This window comes from Veillonella parvula, from assembly GCF_001553335.1.
GTDB lineage: Bacteria > Bacillota > Negativicutes > Veillonellales > Veillonellaceae > Veillonella > Veillonella parvula_S.
Genome location: NZ_KQ960785.1, coordinates 36,447 through 53,691 on the forward strand (window position 1 = coordinate 36,447; position 17,245 = coordinate 53,691).

Annotated in this window: 15 protein-coding genes and 1 tRNA gene; all 16 read right to left on the reverse strand. The window is 39.0% G+C overall.

The annotated features are described in order from the left end of the window. Window positions 1–10: 10 nt before the first annotated feature. Window positions 11–742, reverse strand: coding sequence for a tRNA (adenine(22)-N(1))-methyltransferase (locus tag HMPREF1865_RS03175; protein WP_060919171.1), 732 nt, complete (start codon window positions 740–742; stop codon window positions 11–13). 226 nt (window positions 743–968) lie between these two features. Next, window positions 969–1,043 (reverse strand) — tRNA-Ile (locus tag HMPREF1865_RS03180). A 71-nt stretch (window positions 1,044–1,114) separates the two neighbouring features. Continuing rightward, complete coding sequence (gene folE / locus HMPREF1865_RS03185; protein ID WP_004698667.1) at window positions 1,115–1,672, reverse strand: GTP cyclohydrolase I FolE; 558 nt, start codon at window positions 1,670–1,672, stop codon at window positions 1,115–1,117. A gap of 81 nt (window positions 1,673–1,753) precedes the next feature. After that, window positions 1,754–2,488, reverse strand: a complete 735-nt coding sequence (locus HMPREF1865_RS03190) for a radical SAM protein (protein ID WP_060919172.1) — start codon at window positions 2,486–2,488, stop codon at window positions 1,754–1,756. After that, on the reverse strand, window positions 2,475–2,813 hold the full coding sequence (gene queD / locus HMPREF1865_RS03195) for a 6-carboxytetrahydropterin synthase QueD (RefSeq protein WP_004696395.1): 339 nt from the start codon (window positions 2,811–2,813) through the stop codon (window positions 2,475–2,477). The genes HMPREF1865_RS03190 and queD overlap by 14 nt, the downstream gene beginning before the upstream one ends. 205 nt (window positions 2,814–3,018) lie before the next feature. After that, a complete protein-coding gene (gene rpoD, locus HMPREF1865_RS03200) occupies window positions 3,019–4,179 on the reverse strand; it encodes an RNA polymerase sigma factor RpoD (RefSeq protein ID WP_060919173.1) in 1,161 nt (386 codons plus the stop codon). Window positions 4,180–4,207: 28 nt separating this feature from the next. Then, on the reverse strand, window positions 4,208–5,980 hold the full coding sequence (gene dnaG / locus HMPREF1865_RS03205; protein ID WP_060919174.1) for a DNA primase: 1,773 nt from the start codon (window positions 5,978–5,980) through the stop codon (window positions 4,208–4,210). A 253-nt stretch (window positions 5,981–6,233) separates the two neighbouring features. Next, the gene (gene rny / locus HMPREF1865_RS03210; protein ID WP_004696400.1) at window positions 6,234–7,835 is read right to left on the reverse strand and encodes a ribonuclease Y; all 1,602 of its coding nucleotides are present in this window, start codon (window positions 7,833–7,835) and stop codon (window positions 6,234–6,236) included. Between the two features lie 118 nt (window positions 7,836–7,953). Further along, entirely contained in the window at window positions 7,954–8,397 is a 444-nt protein-coding gene (locus tag HMPREF1865_RS03215) for a regulatory protein RecX (RefSeq protein WP_004696402.1), read from the reverse strand. Between the two features lie 2 nt (window positions 8,398–8,399). Then, window positions 8,400–9,440, reverse strand: coding sequence for a recombinase RecA (gene recA / locus HMPREF1865_RS03220; RefSeq protein ID WP_060919175.1), 1,041 nt, complete (start codon window positions 9,438–9,440; stop codon window positions 8,400–8,402). A 4-nt stretch (window positions 9,441–9,444) separates the two neighbouring features. Beyond that, complete coding sequence (locus HMPREF1865_RS03225; protein WP_060919176.1) at window positions 9,445–10,692, reverse strand: competence/damage-inducible protein A; 1,248 nt, start codon at window positions 10,690–10,692, stop codon at window positions 9,445–9,447. A 37-nt stretch (window positions 10,693–10,729) separates the two neighbouring features. Further along, the gene (gene rimO / locus HMPREF1865_RS03230) at window positions 10,730–12,076 is read right to left on the reverse strand and encodes a 30S ribosomal protein S12 methylthiotransferase RimO (RefSeq protein WP_060919177.1); all 1,347 of its coding nucleotides are present in this window, start codon (window positions 12,074–12,076) and stop codon (window positions 10,730–10,732) included. A gap of 55 nt (window positions 12,077–12,131) precedes the next feature. Further along, the gene (locus HMPREF1865_RS03235) at window positions 12,132–13,169 is read right to left on the reverse strand and encodes an ABC transporter substrate-binding protein (protein ID WP_060919178.1); all 1,038 of its coding nucleotides are present in this window, start codon (window positions 13,167–13,169) and stop codon (window positions 12,132–12,134) included. Between the two features lie 56 nt (window positions 13,170–13,225). Continuing rightward, window positions 13,226–15,172, reverse strand: coding sequence for a YgiQ family radical SAM protein (locus HMPREF1865_RS03240; protein WP_060919179.1), 1,947 nt, complete (start codon window positions 15,170–15,172; stop codon window positions 13,226–13,228). 39 nt (window positions 15,173–15,211) lie between these two features. Beyond that, a complete protein-coding gene (locus HMPREF1865_RS03245; protein WP_004698676.1) occupies window positions 15,212–15,664 on the reverse strand; it encodes a helix-turn-helix domain-containing protein in 453 nt (150 codons plus the stop codon). A 48-nt stretch (window positions 15,665–15,712) separates the two neighbouring features. Beyond that, window positions 15,713–17,245: DNA translocase FtsK (locus tag HMPREF1865_RS09360; protein WP_155640501.1), on the reverse strand; the 1,533-nt coding region annotated here is incomplete at its 5' end.

Sequence of the window (17,245 nt, forward strand, 5' to 3'; positions counted from 1 at the left end):
TCACTTCTTTCTATTTATTCTCTAAAAGATTACGAAGAAAATTAACTTCCTGCTTTAAATCCTGATATTTATCAGTATGATTTAATTTCTCTGTCATATCATCTAATGCACATTGTCGTTGATATATTAAATACTCTATATATTTCCTCCAAAGTGGTGGTCTATCTTGTTCCAATAAAGCCCCTACAGACCACAACAAGGAGTCTGCCGGTAACGATTGATAAATATCTACATATTCAGTCATACCTGTATAAGCTTTCACGCAGTCATTGCGTATTGCTAAAAATGCTGTATAGAGCTTACCAGCATCTTCTACGATGATTTCTAGAACGATAACATATCCCTTTTGAACCATATATTGACGTAATTCTTTTTGTCCATTCTGTGGTTGGAGTACATAAAACTCTAATGGTTCTGGGCCTGCATCTACAATATCCCGCATTAAAAAGCCACCCATACCACAACAAATGACGCCGTTCAACTCGCCCTTTTCTGTCACTTTAAGACCATCGCCTAAACGACAATCTACTTTATCGGCTAGTCCACAAGACTCAACATATGATCTTGCAGACTCTAACGGACCTTTATGTACATCACCGGCAATGACATATTCAGCGCGTTGACGATTGATGAGCTCTACCGCTAAATAGCCATGATCGGTACCGATATCGGCAATGGCATGAGCCTTTGGTACGATTGAGAATACCGCTTCTAGGCGGTCCATCATAGGTCTAGGTTCCATAACTTCCTCTACTATTACTAATTATATATTACTAACTATTCATTCTTAATTCTTAATTATTTATTCTTGATTATTTTTTGCTTATTTATTTGCTTATTTATTCTCGTTTATTTATTTCTAAACATAATACTATTCAAAAATAAGCTTTATTAAGTTACAAAAATAAATGAGTTACATATAAAAATAACCGCCCTTGAAATCTCAAGGACGGTAGATATCAACATAATGGTGGGCCCACCTGGGTTCGAACCAGGGACCGACCGGTTATGAGCCGGTTGCTCTACCCCTGAGCTATAGGCCCTCAGTTAGTTTCTAGCTTATTAATTATACCGAATAGACTATCATTTAGTCAAGGCAACTCAAACGCTAAGACTATTTCATTAGCATAAAACGGTGAATCATATGATCTTCGTTAAATACGCCTTTAGTAGTTAGTGTAGTCGTTTGGCTATCTGTAGATTTAATGCCTCGTGCACTCATGCAGCTGTGAGACGATGTAATGTGCACAATAACATCATCAGACCCTGTCGCTAAGGAAATTACTTCCGCAATATCTTCACCAATTTTTTCTTGCAATTGTAAACGCTTGCAGCACATTTCAGCTATGCGGGGAATCTTAGATAAACCTATGACACGACCTTTTGGGATGTACCCAATACTGATACTCATATCATACATCAATGCCATATGATGTTCACAATGAGAGAAGCAAGTAATATCCTTTACTACTACCATTTGATTTGTATCTACAGCGAAGGTCTTACCATACATGTCTGCAATCTCAGCATTTGTATACTGAATTCCTTCATATACCTCTTCCATCATTTGAGCCACCCGTTTCGGTGTTTCTAACAAACCGTCCCGATTAGGATCCTCACCTAATGCTTCTAACAACTGATATATAAGCGATTCTATTTTTTTTGTATCCATATTTACCCCTTTATATCAAGATTTCATCAGACCTCATATCATACCATAGAAAAGATACTAATACTACACAGCCTAATAATACTATACACCCTTTGCATCTGGATCCCAGACAAATTTATGGATTTGTAGTTGGAATCGTACATTCTGCAAATTATATGTTTTCATATAATCGATAATCGATGCCGCCTCAATCTGTCCCCATACAGGCGATACATATATTTGAGCCACTGTAGGATATTTACTAATTATGCGACGCATACAATCCAAATCTTCTGGAGAGCCAACGACAAACTTAATCAAATCACGTTCTGTAGCCACCTTGAATATATCTATATTCATAGACTCTTCGGCTAAAGAGGACGGCGTTTTATAATCGTAGGTAAACCACACATTATCTCTATGAAAGCTCGGTACAATCGTGCCATTTGTTTCAATATTGAAATCATAAGGACTATTATTAAGCCTCTCTCGTTTATCTACATCATTAATACGAGTTAAATCACTTTGACTTGATGGATTGTCTTGTATCTTTAAAGCCTTCCGACGATTTAATTCATCAATTAACTCTACAACAGCAGCTTCTTGTAATAGAGGCTCCCCACCAGTAATAGTAATGCGATGATTGCCTAAGCTTTCAATAACATCAGCCACCTCAGCTACAGTCATCTCTGTGAAAACACTATCAATGCCGTAGCTATAAGTCGTGTCACAATAGGAACAGCGAATATTGCAATCATGGAGACGTAAAAATGTAGTCAGCAAACCTTTCCGACTACCTTCCCCATCAATAGAGGCAAAAATCTCAATCACGTTCATAAATAGCTGTGTTCCCTTCAGATTCTTGAACCTCTACTTTAAAGCATTTTGGGCCCAATTCATCAGCGATCCATTTTGCCATATTTTCCGCAGTAGGATTTATATCGCCTAGTACATCGTTGATATGGCGATGGTCCAATCGACCATGAATTTTTTCTTTAATAATCGTAAAGTCGATGACCATCCCATTATGATCTAACTCTTCAGAGCGAGCATGAACTGTAATAATCCAGTTATGCCCATGAAGATTTTGACATTTACTTGGATAATCTAGTTTCAATTGATGAGATGCACTCACCTCTAACCGTTTAGTAACTGTAAACATTATATCTCCTATCTATTACATAAGCGTTTAACTTATATCTATTACATAAGACTTATCGCTATTACATGAAACCCTTGTCTATTACGTAAGTCTTATCATAAAATGCTTTTTATTGTAAGATATTACCGTTTTTTATTATAACACAAAAGGGTTGTAATACAGTGCTATACAACACTGCATTACAACCCTTAAGAGATTCAAAATCTTATAAGAAGTCTTTGATTTTATCACGTTTACCGCGGTTGCGCAATTTAGTAAGCGCTTTACCTTCAATCTGACGAATACGTTCTCTTGTTACATTGAAATGTTGACCAACTTCTTCCAATGTGCGAGGCTTACCATCCTTCAACCCAAAACGTAAAATCAATACTTGTTGCTCACGATCAGTCAAGCATGTAAATACATCTTCAATCTGCTCTTGCAATAAAATATAACTAGCTGCATCGTCTGGAGCAATTGCATCTTGGTCCTCGATGAAGTCCCCTAAATGGGAATCTTCCTCTTCACCAATCGGAGTTTCCAAGGATACTGGCTCTTGGGCGATTTTCTGAATTTCACGCACCCGCTCTACAGTAATTCCCATACCTTCAGCAATTTCTTCTGGCAATGGCTCACGACCTTTGTCTTGCAACAATTGTCTAGAAATACGAATCAATTTATTAATTGTTTCTACCATATGTACAGGAATACGAATCGTACGAGCTTGGTCTGCAATAGCACGCGTAATCGCTTGACGAATCCACCATGTAGCATACGTCGAAAATTTATAACCTTTAGTATAATCGAATTTATCTACCGCTTTAATCAGACCTAGGTTACCTTCTTGGATTAGATCCAAGAACAACATACCGCGACCTACATAACGTTTCGCGATACTTACAACTAATCGCAAGTTAGCATCTACCAATTTTTTCTTAGCCTTTTTGCTAAGTTGAATATCTTTATATGTAGCATCCTCTTGTACACCAGCTTCGATTTGCTTAGCTAATACGATTTCTTCGTCAGCTGAAAGCAATGGTACGCGACCAATCTCTTTTAGGTACATTCGTACAGGGTCATCGATATTAACACCAGAATCAACACTTAAATCGATAGAAATTTTCTTCTCGCTAGAAACTTCGTCTTCATCTTCATCCATTTCAATTGTATGACTATCTGTATCATCAGCATCAATATCTGCCACAATCTCAACATTCAATTTACCCAAAGTCGTATAAATATCATCTAATTGTTCCGCAGTAATTTCCGTCTGCTCATGAAGAGCATCTGAAATCTCGGATTGTGTCAACACACCGCTCTTACGGCCTTTTTCAAGAAGTTGCTCAACAATCTCCTCTATTTGACTTTTTTGTACTTTCTTAGCCACAGCGCTCTCCTTTTTAACCATTAATGATTTACTTAGACCATTCTCTAATTAAATTCTGTATTTCCTGACACTTATGTAATTCGCTAATAAACGTCGAATCTCCTGCTCGTTTTAATTGATCCGCCATAATTGAATGCGCTTTATACTGTTCACGCAATGAATGGAGCCTTATCTTGCGGATTAATGCAGGCACTTGTACCTTATATTCATCGTCACTCATGACGACCAACCTAGAGTAAATATCGTATTCTTGAGAAGATAAAACAGATTGAATTGCAGTTTCATCTAGACGACCTTCGGACTTATACAAGGTGAATAGCTTTTCTATTATACCTCGATATTCAATTTTTTCAAAGTCCTCTAATGGCAAATAGCTCATCATATGTTGTAATACTTCGCCATCTGTGAAAGCTAAGGACAATAATTTTTCCGCATCCCCCTTTGGTAAGTCCTGTGTTGGCAAAGGTGTTGATGCAGTATCCACTAATTCAATTTGTCCTTTTTTTACATAATCTCTAAAATATCTAAAAATAGTACTATTATCAAGCCATAATGGTAATGCCAATGTTTTTAAAGCATCATCTCTCTGTGTTTGACTATCTATATTTGCAATATATGGGAAAACATCTGCCATAACAGCCTGCTTCCCTTCTGTATCATTTGTATCGTGTTTAATCAAAGACTCACTTAATAGATAATCAAGAGGTTTAACAGCTTTAGCAACTAACTCCTTAAATGCCTGTCCCCCATGATTACGCACATAATCATCTGGATCTTTACCGTCTGGCATGGCAAGGACACGCACCTTAAAATCCGTATTTTGCAATAATTCAATAGCCCTAGCAGCCGCTTGACGACCAGCACCATCCATATCATAAGCTAACACGATTTCTTCAGCTTGCCTCATTAAGATATGCCCATGATCTCTTGTATAAGCAGTCCCCAATGATGCGACTACATTAGTAACACCATGATTATGAGCGGATATAACATCCATATAGCCTTCTACAAGAACAGCTTGTTTTTCCTCACGAATAGATTTATAAGCCTTATCAAAGGCAAATAAGAGTTTACCTTTTTCAAAGATTGATGACTCTGGAGAGTTTAAATATTTTGGTGTACTATCATCCATAACGCGTCCACCAAAAGCAACTACTCGCCCTTTACCATCCATAATAGGGAACATAATTCTATTTCTGAAGAAGTCATAAAATTGACCCTTTTGGTTCTTTCGGACAAGATTCAACTCTAAAAGAATGGAATCATCAATGCCACGCTCATGAAAGGCACGATATAACTTATCCCAACCATCAGGAGCAAAACCAAGCTTAAATGTTTCTATGGTCTCTTGTGTGAGCCCTCGCTTTTTCAAATAATCTAATCCCACTTTACCAATAGACGTTTGAGTGAGACAGTTATGGAAAAAGGTAGCCGCTAAATCAGAAGCTTCATACAGTTTTTTGCGCCTTTCATCTCTAGCTCTTTGTTCAGGTGAAAGTTTCGCCTCTGGCAATGGAATATTAGCTCGATTAGCTAGCCGCTCTAGGGCTTCTACAAAAGTTAAATGCTCTAATTCCATAAGAAATTTAATAGCATTTCCTGATGCATGGCACCCAAAGCAATAATAAAAACCCTTTTCAGGGGCTACACTAAAGGATGGCGTTTTTTCATTATGAAATGGACAACAACCCCAATAGTTCTTGCCGCGTTTCTTTAAGGCTACATGCTCGGATACAACTGACACGATATCATTAGCATCTTTGATTTGTTCAATCAACTCATTTTCAAAATATCGGCTCATAGCCAACGCCTCCTTCCCCATATATATATTAATTCTATATACAAATAAAAAATCCTCTATTTGTAAAGCATTTCAATCAATTAAATTATTAAAAAAGTAAATAACTTGATACGAATCATAGGAATCATCATCTACAACGCAATGTAAATGATGATTCCTATACGCCGTATATAGCAATATATAATTACCGAAACTTTGATAACAATAGGCTGCAATGAAAACATTGCAGCCTATACTTATCGCTTATAGCATATTATTTTGCGTAATCCACAACGCGAGTTTCACGAATAATTACGACCTTAATTTGGCCTGGATATTCAAGTTCTGACTCGATGCGTTTTACGATATTCCGAACAAGTAATGTAGACTCAGCTTCATCAATCTTATCCGGTTTTACTACAACGCGAATCTCACGACCGGCTTGAATAGCAAAACATTTTTCAACGCCTTCGAAGGATTCAGCGATTTCTTCCAATTTAGATAAACGTTTTAAGTAGTTTTCTAATGTTTCTCGACGTGCTCCTGGACGGGCAGCGGAGATAGCATCAGCGGCAGCTACTAATACAGCTTCTACAGTTTGGAACTCTTCATCACCATGATGAGCACCAATACAGTTAATTACTGCTGCACTTTCACGATATTTACGAGCCACATCAACACCGATTTGAACATGAGAACCTTCAAGTTCACGGTCTAATGCTTTACCAATATCATGAATCAAACCACCTCGTTTAGCCAAAGTTACATCACAGCCTAGTTCAGCTGCCATTAAACCTGCTAAATGAGATACTTCAATGGAATGTTTCAATACGTTTTGACCATAACTAGTACGATATTTCAAACGGCCTAAAATCTTAACAATTTCAGGATGTAAGCCATGAACATCAGCTTCAAATGTCGCTTGTTCACCAGCCTCTTTAATAGTTTGGTCCACCTCTTTACGAGCTTTACCAACCATTTCTTCAATACGAGCTGGATGGATACGACCATCTACAATCAATTTTTCCAGCGCAATACGAGCCACTTCACGACGAATTGGATCGAAGCCGGAAAGAATAACTGCTTCTGGTGTGTCATCGATAATCAAATCAATACCTGTTAATGTTTCGAGTGCACGAATGTTACGGCCCTCACGACCGATAATGCGCCCCTTCATTTCATCATTAGGCAATGCCACTACGGATACGGTAGTTTCCGCTACATGGTCAGCTGCACAACGTTGGATAGCAGAGGAGATAATTTCTTTCGCTTTTTTCTCCGCTTCATCCTTAGCTTGCTGCTCCATTTCCTTAACCATAATCGCCGTTTCATGACGGATTTCTTGTTCCACATTCGTTAACAAGATATTTTTTGCTTCTTCGAACGTCATGCCAGAAATACGTTCTAATTCTGCCATTTGTTTTTCATACAAAGCTTCTACCTTTTCACGGCTTTGGGCTAAGTCAGCTTCTTTGCGATGTAAAGCTTCCTCTTTGTGCTCAATATTGTCTAATTTTTTATCCAAAGATTCTTCTTTTTGAAGAATACGACGTTCCATACGTTGAAGTTCAGAACGACGATCTTTATTTTCTCGTTCTACATCAGAACGGAGCTTATGAATTTCTTCTTTCGCTTCTAATAAAGCTTCTTTCTTTTTAGACTCAGCTGTGCGTTCACCATTTGCAATGATGCGAGCAGCCTCTTGTTCAGCTTGATTCAGTTTTCCTTCAGCAATATTTTTTCTTAAAAAATAGCCTACCCCTAGTCCAATCAGTACCATTACCACTGCAATTAGACTATACTCTAAAATCTCTTTCACCTCCTTTTTATTTCTCAAAATTGAGCTTTCATGCTCCTTTTTATGCCCTTTATGCATTAAATTATCAATTAGCCATATCATCATATAAATAAATAAGGCTATTATTAATTTTAGACTTCAAAGCCCTTTCTGTCAAGATTTTACAAGCCTACCAAGGCCTCTCAAAAAGCAGAATTTATTCATAAAAATCATTGCATACAACTTGAATTGTGCTTGTTGAGAACCCCCTGTATTTGAGAAAACTAAAAACTTTTACCCGAGGAGTCTTCTCTTCATTGAGAATAGATCCAAATTTTTTTTCTACCACCCGATAAGCAGCTTTTACCTCATCATAAGCAGAAATTTCTTGAGGAATCGCAAGTCCTCGAAGTTTCATTTTTTGCTTAATCATATAAGCACCGTATTTCTGTTCTTTCATCAAATAGGCTAATACCTGCTCAGATAAACGTTCATCATTAATGTAATCATAATCTTTAAGGCGCTCAAGGACCCTCTCAATGATAGGGTCCTCGAATTGTTTACGTCTCATTTTTTGCGTCAGCTCATAGGAACTAAGAAAGCGCTGAGCTAAGAAGCGATATGCTTGATCCATAGCAGCTTGCATCGTTTCGTCACTCATGATTATACTTCTTCAGTTACTTCTTCACCGATTACATCGATTTCTTCAGTGCCAACAGCCAATGTATCACGAATAATGCGATCGATTTCATCAGCTATTTCTGGATTCTCTAACAAGTATTGTTTCGCCGCTTCCTTACCTTGGCCCATACGTTCCCCATTATAGGAGTACCAAGCACCAGATTTATTAATAATTTCCATATTTGTACCAATATCAATAAGTGTGCCAGTTTTAGAGATACCTTCACCGTACATCAAATCGAACTCAGCTGTTTTAAATGGAGGTGCTACTTTATTTTTAACAACCTTAACTTTAGTACGGGCACCTACGTTTTCGTTGTTAGCCTTAATCAATTCACCCTTACGAACATCGAGGCGTACAGAGGAATAGAATTTCAATGCACGACCACCAGTTGTTGTTTCAGGGTTACCAAACATAACACCTACTTTTTCACGCAATTGGTTGATAAAGATGACAACAGTTTTGGATTTACTGATGATACCAGTCAATTTGCGCAAAGCTTTACTCATCAAACGAGCTTGTAAGCCTACGTGAGCGTCACCCATTTCGCCATCGATTTCCGCTTTAGGAACCAACGCCGCTACGGAGTCAACTACAACAATATCTACTGCACCACTGCGAACAAGAGCTTCTGTAATTTCTAGAGCTTGTTCTCCATTATCTGGTTGAGAAATCAACAAATTATTGATGTCTACCCCCAAATTGCGAGCATATACAGGATCCATCGCATGTTCCGCATCAATAAATGCTGCAATACCACCTTGTTTTTGAGCTTCTGCTACAGCGTGAAGAGCCACTGTTGTTTTACCAGAAGATTCTGGACCGTAGATTTCAATTACACGGCCACGAGGGAAACCACCTACACCAACAGCAATATCGATAGCAAGAGAACCAGAGGAAATCACCTCTACATTCATGCGATCTGCCGCTTCACCAAGACGCATAATAGCACCTTTACCAAAATCTTTTTCAATTTGTTTTAACGCGTTATCCAACGCTGCTTGTCTGCCATCTACAGCCATTATTTTATTTCCCCTTTTCTGTTATATAAGTATAAACATAGTATAGTGCTAGTTCTGCCGCACTTTGTCTAATATCTTCTCGATTGCCAATTAAATTAGCTTTATGGGCCACTGTGCCATATGGACCAGTAACACCAAACCATACAAGACCAACAGGCTTTTCTCGAGTACCACCTCCAGGACCAGCTATGCCTGTCGTAGAAACAGCATATGTTGTTTGGCCAACAGTTCGTGCCCCCTCTGCCATAGCCTTAGCCACTTGTTCACTAACAGCGCCATATATATCTAACATATCTTGTGGTACACCTAAAACACGATGTTTCACATCATTACTATACGAAATGACACCACCCATATAGTACTCACTACTACCACTGACATTAGTAAGAAGCTTACCAACTAATCCTGATGTACATGATTCAGCAGTACTAATAGTACTATGTTCCTCTAACAAGGTTCGACCTAATGTTTCCTCCATAGAAATTGTTAAGTTGCGCCCTATGCGAGAGCCTAAGCGTTCTCGTATGATTGCATCCCAAGGATTAAGCAGGTCTTGTGCCGCTTCTAATGTTTCAGCCTTAGCAGTGATACGAACCTCAATGTAGCCTTTTTTAATGAGCAAAGCTATGGTCGGATTAGATTGCTTCTTAATTAGATCCATCAAGGTGCTTTCTAAATCAATTTCACGAATATCATATACGCCATAACGATAGGATGTAACAACACCTTGAGAACCAAATCGGCCATTTAAATAAGGAACTACGCTCTCTTGGAACATGCCCTTCATTTCTCCAGGAGGTCCAGGTAAAAGTATGTACGTAGTGTCGCCATCTTCAACGACTACACCTGGAGCAACTCCAACAGGGTTATATAATACCTTTGCCCCTTTTGGTAATTGTGCTTCTCGCCGACTCGCATCGGGTATAGTACGGTTTACACTTTTAAAGAACCTTTCAAGCTCGTTCATGGCCTCTTGATTAAACACAATAGGTCTGCCAATTGAATCGGCAAGTACATTACGTGTAATGTCGCCCTGCGTTGGTCCTAGCCCACCAGTACTAATAACGATATCAGCCCTTGTACTAGCGAGCTGAAAAACTTCAGCCATTCGTTTCGGATTATCACCTACCACCGATTGATGGGCAATGGTATATCCTAATTTATTTAACTCTTGTGCTAGCCAAGATACATTCGTATTTACTGTATCACCTAGCAATAATTCTGAACCTGTAGAAATAAGTTCTACAATCATCAGATCACCTCCACAATCGAATGTATCGAACTGTGTATTATTCTACAACCGTAGCTACTACATCATAAGCAAAGCCTTGCTCTACTTGTACCTTAAGAATATCACCAGGTTGAATGTCTTCACCGCAGTCTTCAATGTACATATTACCATCTACATCAGGTGCTTGAGATTTCAATCGACCTTTTGCAAGCAAGGTGTTATTCTCGCCTTCTTCGATTTCCTCTACCATCGCATAATCAATGGTACCTTCTAAATTGCGATTATTCTCTTCAGAGATAGCAGCTTGGATGGACATAAGAACGTGATAACGCTCTTCTTTGACCTCTTCTGGTATTTGGTCTTCACGAGCACCAGCTAGTGTACCATCTTCTTGAGAATACGTAAATACGCCCATATTATCGAATTTGATTTCTTTTACAAAGTCACAAAGTTCCTCAAATTGTTCATCTGTTTCACCAGGAAATCCAACGATGATAGAAGTGCGCAATGTAATATGAGTCGGTGCATTTCTAATCTTCTTAAGCAAGCGCTCAATATCATTGCGATCGTCTCGGCGATTCATTTGTTTCAAAATATCGTTATTAACATGTTGCAATGGAATATCTACATATTTACAAAGCTTTGGCTCATTAACGATAATATCTAACAATTCATCAGAGAAAAATGTCGGATATAGGTATAGCATGCGAATCCATTCTATGCCTTCTACAGTTGTTAATTCTTTTAACAATGTCGTCAATAATGGTTTACCAGCATTAAGGTCGATACCATAGCTCGTTGTATCTTGAGCGATAAGGACAACTTCCTTAACCCCGGTCGCAGCCAATCGTTCCACTTCAGCCTTAATAGACTCGATAGTACGACTACGGAATGCCCCGCGTACCTTAGGAATAATACAGAATGTACACCCGTTATTACAGCCTTCTGCAATTTTTACATATGCACTATAACGAGGTGTTGTTTGAATACGGGGCATGCGCTCATCATAGATATTCGTAATATTTTCCATGATACAACTGCGATTGCCATGCTCAATAGCATCAACGGCTACCATAACTTGATCCCAAGCACCGGTACCGATCAATGCATCAATTTCAGGAATTTCTTGGAATAATTCATCCTGATATTGTTGGCTAAGACAACCTGCTACGATAAGGCCCTTACAAGTACCATCCTCCTTATATTGGGCAACCTCAAGGATGGTATTTATAGACTCAGCCTTAGCTTTTTCAATAAAAGTACAGGTATTTACAACGATAAGATCTGCTTCGCTTAAGTCTTCTGTAATCGAATAGCCATTATCTCTCAATAAGCCTAACATTACCTCTGTATCTACTAAATTTTTAGCACAACCTAGGCTAACATATCCTAATTTTTTCCCCATTCTATATCCTTTCGTCACTAGATTCTTATTTATTTCTTGGATTTATACAACTGACTTAGTCCTTACGGAATCGTACTTGACTAACCCAATGATTTAATAGTAACTTTTTACCTTCTAGAGTATAGCCACCATTCACAGGCCATAATACTAAATCATGCCCCATAGAATCTTTTGGCTCATCCATCTCAGGATTAGTAAATATATAAGTAAAATTCTTTTCTACCATATATTTCGCCGTTTTAGAAGATAGTAACCAATTAATAAACTCTACACTATCTGCTTTATGTTTTGAATTTTTTAAAACGGCAGCACCAGTCACATAATAAGACGTACCATCTTTAGGATAAATGATCTTAATTGGATACCCATGATGACTATATTGCGCCGCATCAGACAAGTTGCCAATACCAATATTTGTCTCCCCTAGCGCAGTTAGTCGTATTGGAGTAGACAAAAATTTAGCATGTTGAACCACATGGGGCTTCAAACTATATAAGTATTCAAGAGCCTCTGGTTCCCCTTTATACTCTACCATATTATATAGCAAATTGGCCGCATTCTGAGATGCTACAAAATCGGTCATAACGATAGACCAATCACCTTGTTTTCCCAATGTATCCCATGTAGTAACATATTTACCAATGCCATTATGGAAGGTATCATTCTGAACAAATACGATGGGATCGTACCAAATACCAACCCAATAGCCATTTGGATCCTTTAGATTATCACGTACCTCGTCAATACGTTCATTGACGATGGGCATATATTTACCTGCATTGGCACCAATTACGAGATTATCTTCAGAAGTTAGCACCAAATCACCAGAAGTATCAGCCACTGTAGAAGCCGACCGTTGCGACATTTGTTCCTCTGTAAGAGGCATTACAGTGACTTTTACCTTTTGTTCCTCTTCATAACGCTCAGCAAGCATAGCTGTCAAAGTATTAGGTAAGTCCGTATAGACTATAATTTCACCACGAATAGGCTCTTTGGCCTGTTCTATTTGTTCTTGTTGGTAAAAGTTTATGCCATAGATCAACATTCCTACCACAAATAATACTAAGATGCTCGGAGCAATCCATCGTTTCATATATGCCTCCCATAAGACATAAAGTATCTTAAAATGAGAGTAGCTAGAGCTACTCCCTACATGTAACGACCACCAAAACTTTTATTAGATGTACGAACTTTAGTCACATCTCTACTACGCCTTTTTCCAGTCTGGTATCGATTCCTAGATTCGCAACCTCGTTTGCCATTACGAGATTTACTAGATTGGCTAATACGCTTAGAATTTCCACCAATTGGTCGGGGTGGAATTAAACATTCTGGGCCAAAGCCAATTAAATCACGTCGATTGGCTTCTATGAGAGCCTCTTTAACAAGGTCATAGTTTTCAATATTTTTAAACTGCATCAATGCGCGCTGTTTTGCTTTATCTCGACCCTTTTTAGCAACATATACAGGTTTTCCATCTAGTGGATTAATGCCCGTATAATACATACAAGTAGAAAGGCTACCCGGCGTAGGAATAAAATCCTGTACTTGCTCTGGGTACATATGGTGATCTCGTAAAAATTCCGCTAATTCAATAGCATCCTCTAGGGCACAACCGGGATGAGAGCTCATAAAGTACGGAACTAAGTATTGTTTCTTACCAAGCTTTTTATTTGCCTCTTCAAACCAAGACTTAAAGGTTAGGAATTCTTCTTTACCAGCTTTCCCCATCATATTGGTAACCCGTTTAGATACATGTTCTGGAGCTACCTTTAGCTGCCCACTTACGTGAAACTCACAAAGTTCCCGCACAAAGTCTTTATTGTTATCGGCCAGTACATAGTCATAACGCAAACCAGAACGAACAAATACCTTTTTTACACCTTTTAGTTTACGTAATTTACGTAGTAAAGCAATATAGTCATCATGATTTGTATTCAAGTTTTCACAAGGCTCTGGAGCCGCACAAGTACGACCTTTACACGCACCATAGACAGCTTGTTTATCGCAAGCTAGATGGCGGAAGTTTGCCGTAGGGCCCCCTACATCATGAATATACCCTTTAAAATTGTCCATCTTGATCATCATGTGAGCTTCTTCAATCAAAGACTCATGACTACGATTCTGAATGATACGCCCTTGGTGATTAGTAATAGCACAGAAAGAACAACTGCCAAAGCAACCTCGTTGGCTCACAAGGCTAAATTGAACTTCACTTAATGCTGGCACACCACCCTTATCATCATATTTAGGATGCCACTTTCGAGTATATGGCAAGTTATAGACACCGTCCATTTCCTCCTGCGTCAATGGCAAGGCAGGCGTGTTCTGAATGAGATATCTATCACCATGTTTTTGGACTACAATACGACCATAGAACGGATCTTGTTCATCATATTGAATGCGAAATGCATCGGCAAAATCCATCTTATCCACCTTAATAGCTTCATACGATGGGCACTCTACATAGTCAATGGTTGGAATTTCCTTTGCCATGTAGCAAATGCCACGTATAGATGGCAAAGACTCTTTAAATCGACCCTGATCCAAGGCATCAGCTAGTTCAACGATTTGAAGTTCTCCCATGCCATAGACGAGTACATCGGCCTTAGAATCTACTAAGATGGATCGACGCACCGTATCTGACCAATAGTCATAATGACCAAAGCGACGCAAAGACGCTTCTATACCACCAATGATAAGAGGTACATCACTGTAAGCCTCCTTCATACGGTTAGCATATACCAAGGTAGCACGATCTGGACGATGACCTGACTCACCACCTGGAGAATAATCATCTTGACGGCGAACTTTCTTTGCTGCCGTAAATTTATTAAGCATTGAATCTAAATTCCCTGCCGTAACAAGGGATGCTAGACGTGGTTTACCTAGTTTTTTGAAAGCCTCTACATCATTCCAATCTGGTTGATCTATAATGCCTACACGATAACCTTTGGATTCCAAGTATCTACCGATAACTGCAGGCGCAAAGGATGGATGGTCCACATAAGCGTCCCCACTGATGAGAACGAAATCTAATTCAGCCCAACCACGTTCCTTCATATCCGAAGGTTCTGTTACTAAAAATCTATCCATTGATTGTGTAAATGCCTTTCTATCATGCCTAATCAGATACTAGAACAGGAATAACCATAGTAAAAATAATGCCATACAAACTAAAATAATCCCTAAAATAATGCGTTCTTGTACAATAGAGCGTTGACGTTTTCGTTGACGCGTTTCTAAGGACATACGCTTTTTAGATGTTTGATATTCAACAAACTCACTTTGTACCAAATTAGGAGTTGCTTGAGCCTTCCGTCTTGTAACAGAACGTAAAGAAAAGGTATCTATGTCTCCTACTTGGCCCTGATATACTTTCACCAAGCGATCCCCATCAAGATCTAAGTAGTTACCATAGTTTCGAATAAAACCTTTTACGTAGACTTGACCAGGAATGATATCATAGTTACCATCTTCGATAGCCTCTAAATAGGTTGTTTTAATGTGCAGCACTTGCTCCACATCTTTAAAGGTTAGATTACGTCTTACCCGTTCACGTCGTAATTCTTCGCCTAATTCAGCCATTTTCGTTCCTTTCTAAATCTACGTAATATTCATATAGTAATTAGCTAATTATTGCTCATCATTGGAATCGGAGAAATATCTAGCCTTAGCTTGTTCAGGGCTCATTAAAATTTCTCGAGCCTTACTGCCCATGCTAGGGCCAACGATTTTAAGGTCTTCCATTGTATCTACAAGACGTGCCGCACGGGTATAACCTATGCGGAAACGACGTTGCAACATCGATACAGAAGCTTGACCAGATTCCATAACGAGATTGACAGCTCGCTCTAATAATTCATCGCGGTAAACATCATTAGCATCAGAAGATTCTTTTTCAGCTTCCTTTTCCACTTCTTGAGTTACTGTATTATCATATTCTGGTTCTCGTTGAGCTTTCACAAACTCTACAAGTTTTTCTACCTCATCATCAGAAATGAAGGCCCCTTGTACACGGATAGGTTTATTTGCACCAATCGGAGCAAATAACATATCACCTTTACCCAATAGTTTCTCTGCCCCTGCCATATCAAGAATGGTACGGGAGTCAATTTGAGAGCCTACAGCAAAGGAAATACGGCTTGGTACATTAGCCTTGATAGAACCGGTAATAACATTAACAGATGGCCGTTGTGTCGCAAGAACCATGTGAATACCTGCGGCACGAGCCATTTGTGCTAAACGACTAATAGATTCTTCAATATCATCAGGAGCCGTCATCATAAGGTCAGCTAACTCGTCGATAATCAACACGATTAGCGGCATAGCAGCCTTAGGATGAGCTTCATTGTAGCTCTTGATATCGCGTTTACCAGATGCAGCAAACGCCTTATAACGAGCCTCCATTTCACGAACGGCCCAACGCAATACAGCTGCTGCTTTTTTCATATCCGTTACAACTGGAGCCATCAAGTGCGGGATCCCATTGTAAATAGACAATTCAACCATCTTAGGGTCGATTAATAATAACTTAACCTCTTCCGGTTTGCGGCTAAAGAGAATACTAGAAATTAATGTATTTACACATACGGATTTACCAGAGCCAGTTGTACCAGCTACGAGCAAGTGAGGCATCTTCGCAAGGTCTGTAATAACAGGCTTTCCTGCAATATCCTTACCAAGACCGACAGGAATACCTCCACGAGCATCTTTAAAGTCACTGCAATCAAGTACATCGCGTAAATGAACGGCTTCTGTCGTTTTATTAGGGACCTCAATACCGATGGCAGATTTCCCTGGAATCGGAGCCTCCATACGAATATGTTGCGCTGCCAAATTGAGGGCAATATCGTCTGTTAAATTAACGATACGACTCACTTTCACGCCTGGTGCAGGTTCAATTTCATAACGTGTAACAGTTGGGCCTTGTGTAGCATTAACAACCTTTGCAGTAATACCAAAGTCACTCAATACATGTTCAAGCATCATCGCATTTTGTGCTACTTCTTCACCATTGTTTTGACTCCCCTTCCCTTTCGCCAAAATATCTAGGCTTGGGAAATGGTAAGGTCTATCATAGGACCGATGAATCTGTCCATCTTTAGATACAGCTACTTGCGCCGTATCTTCTGTAGTACTAATAATGGACGGTACTTGTAAACCCAT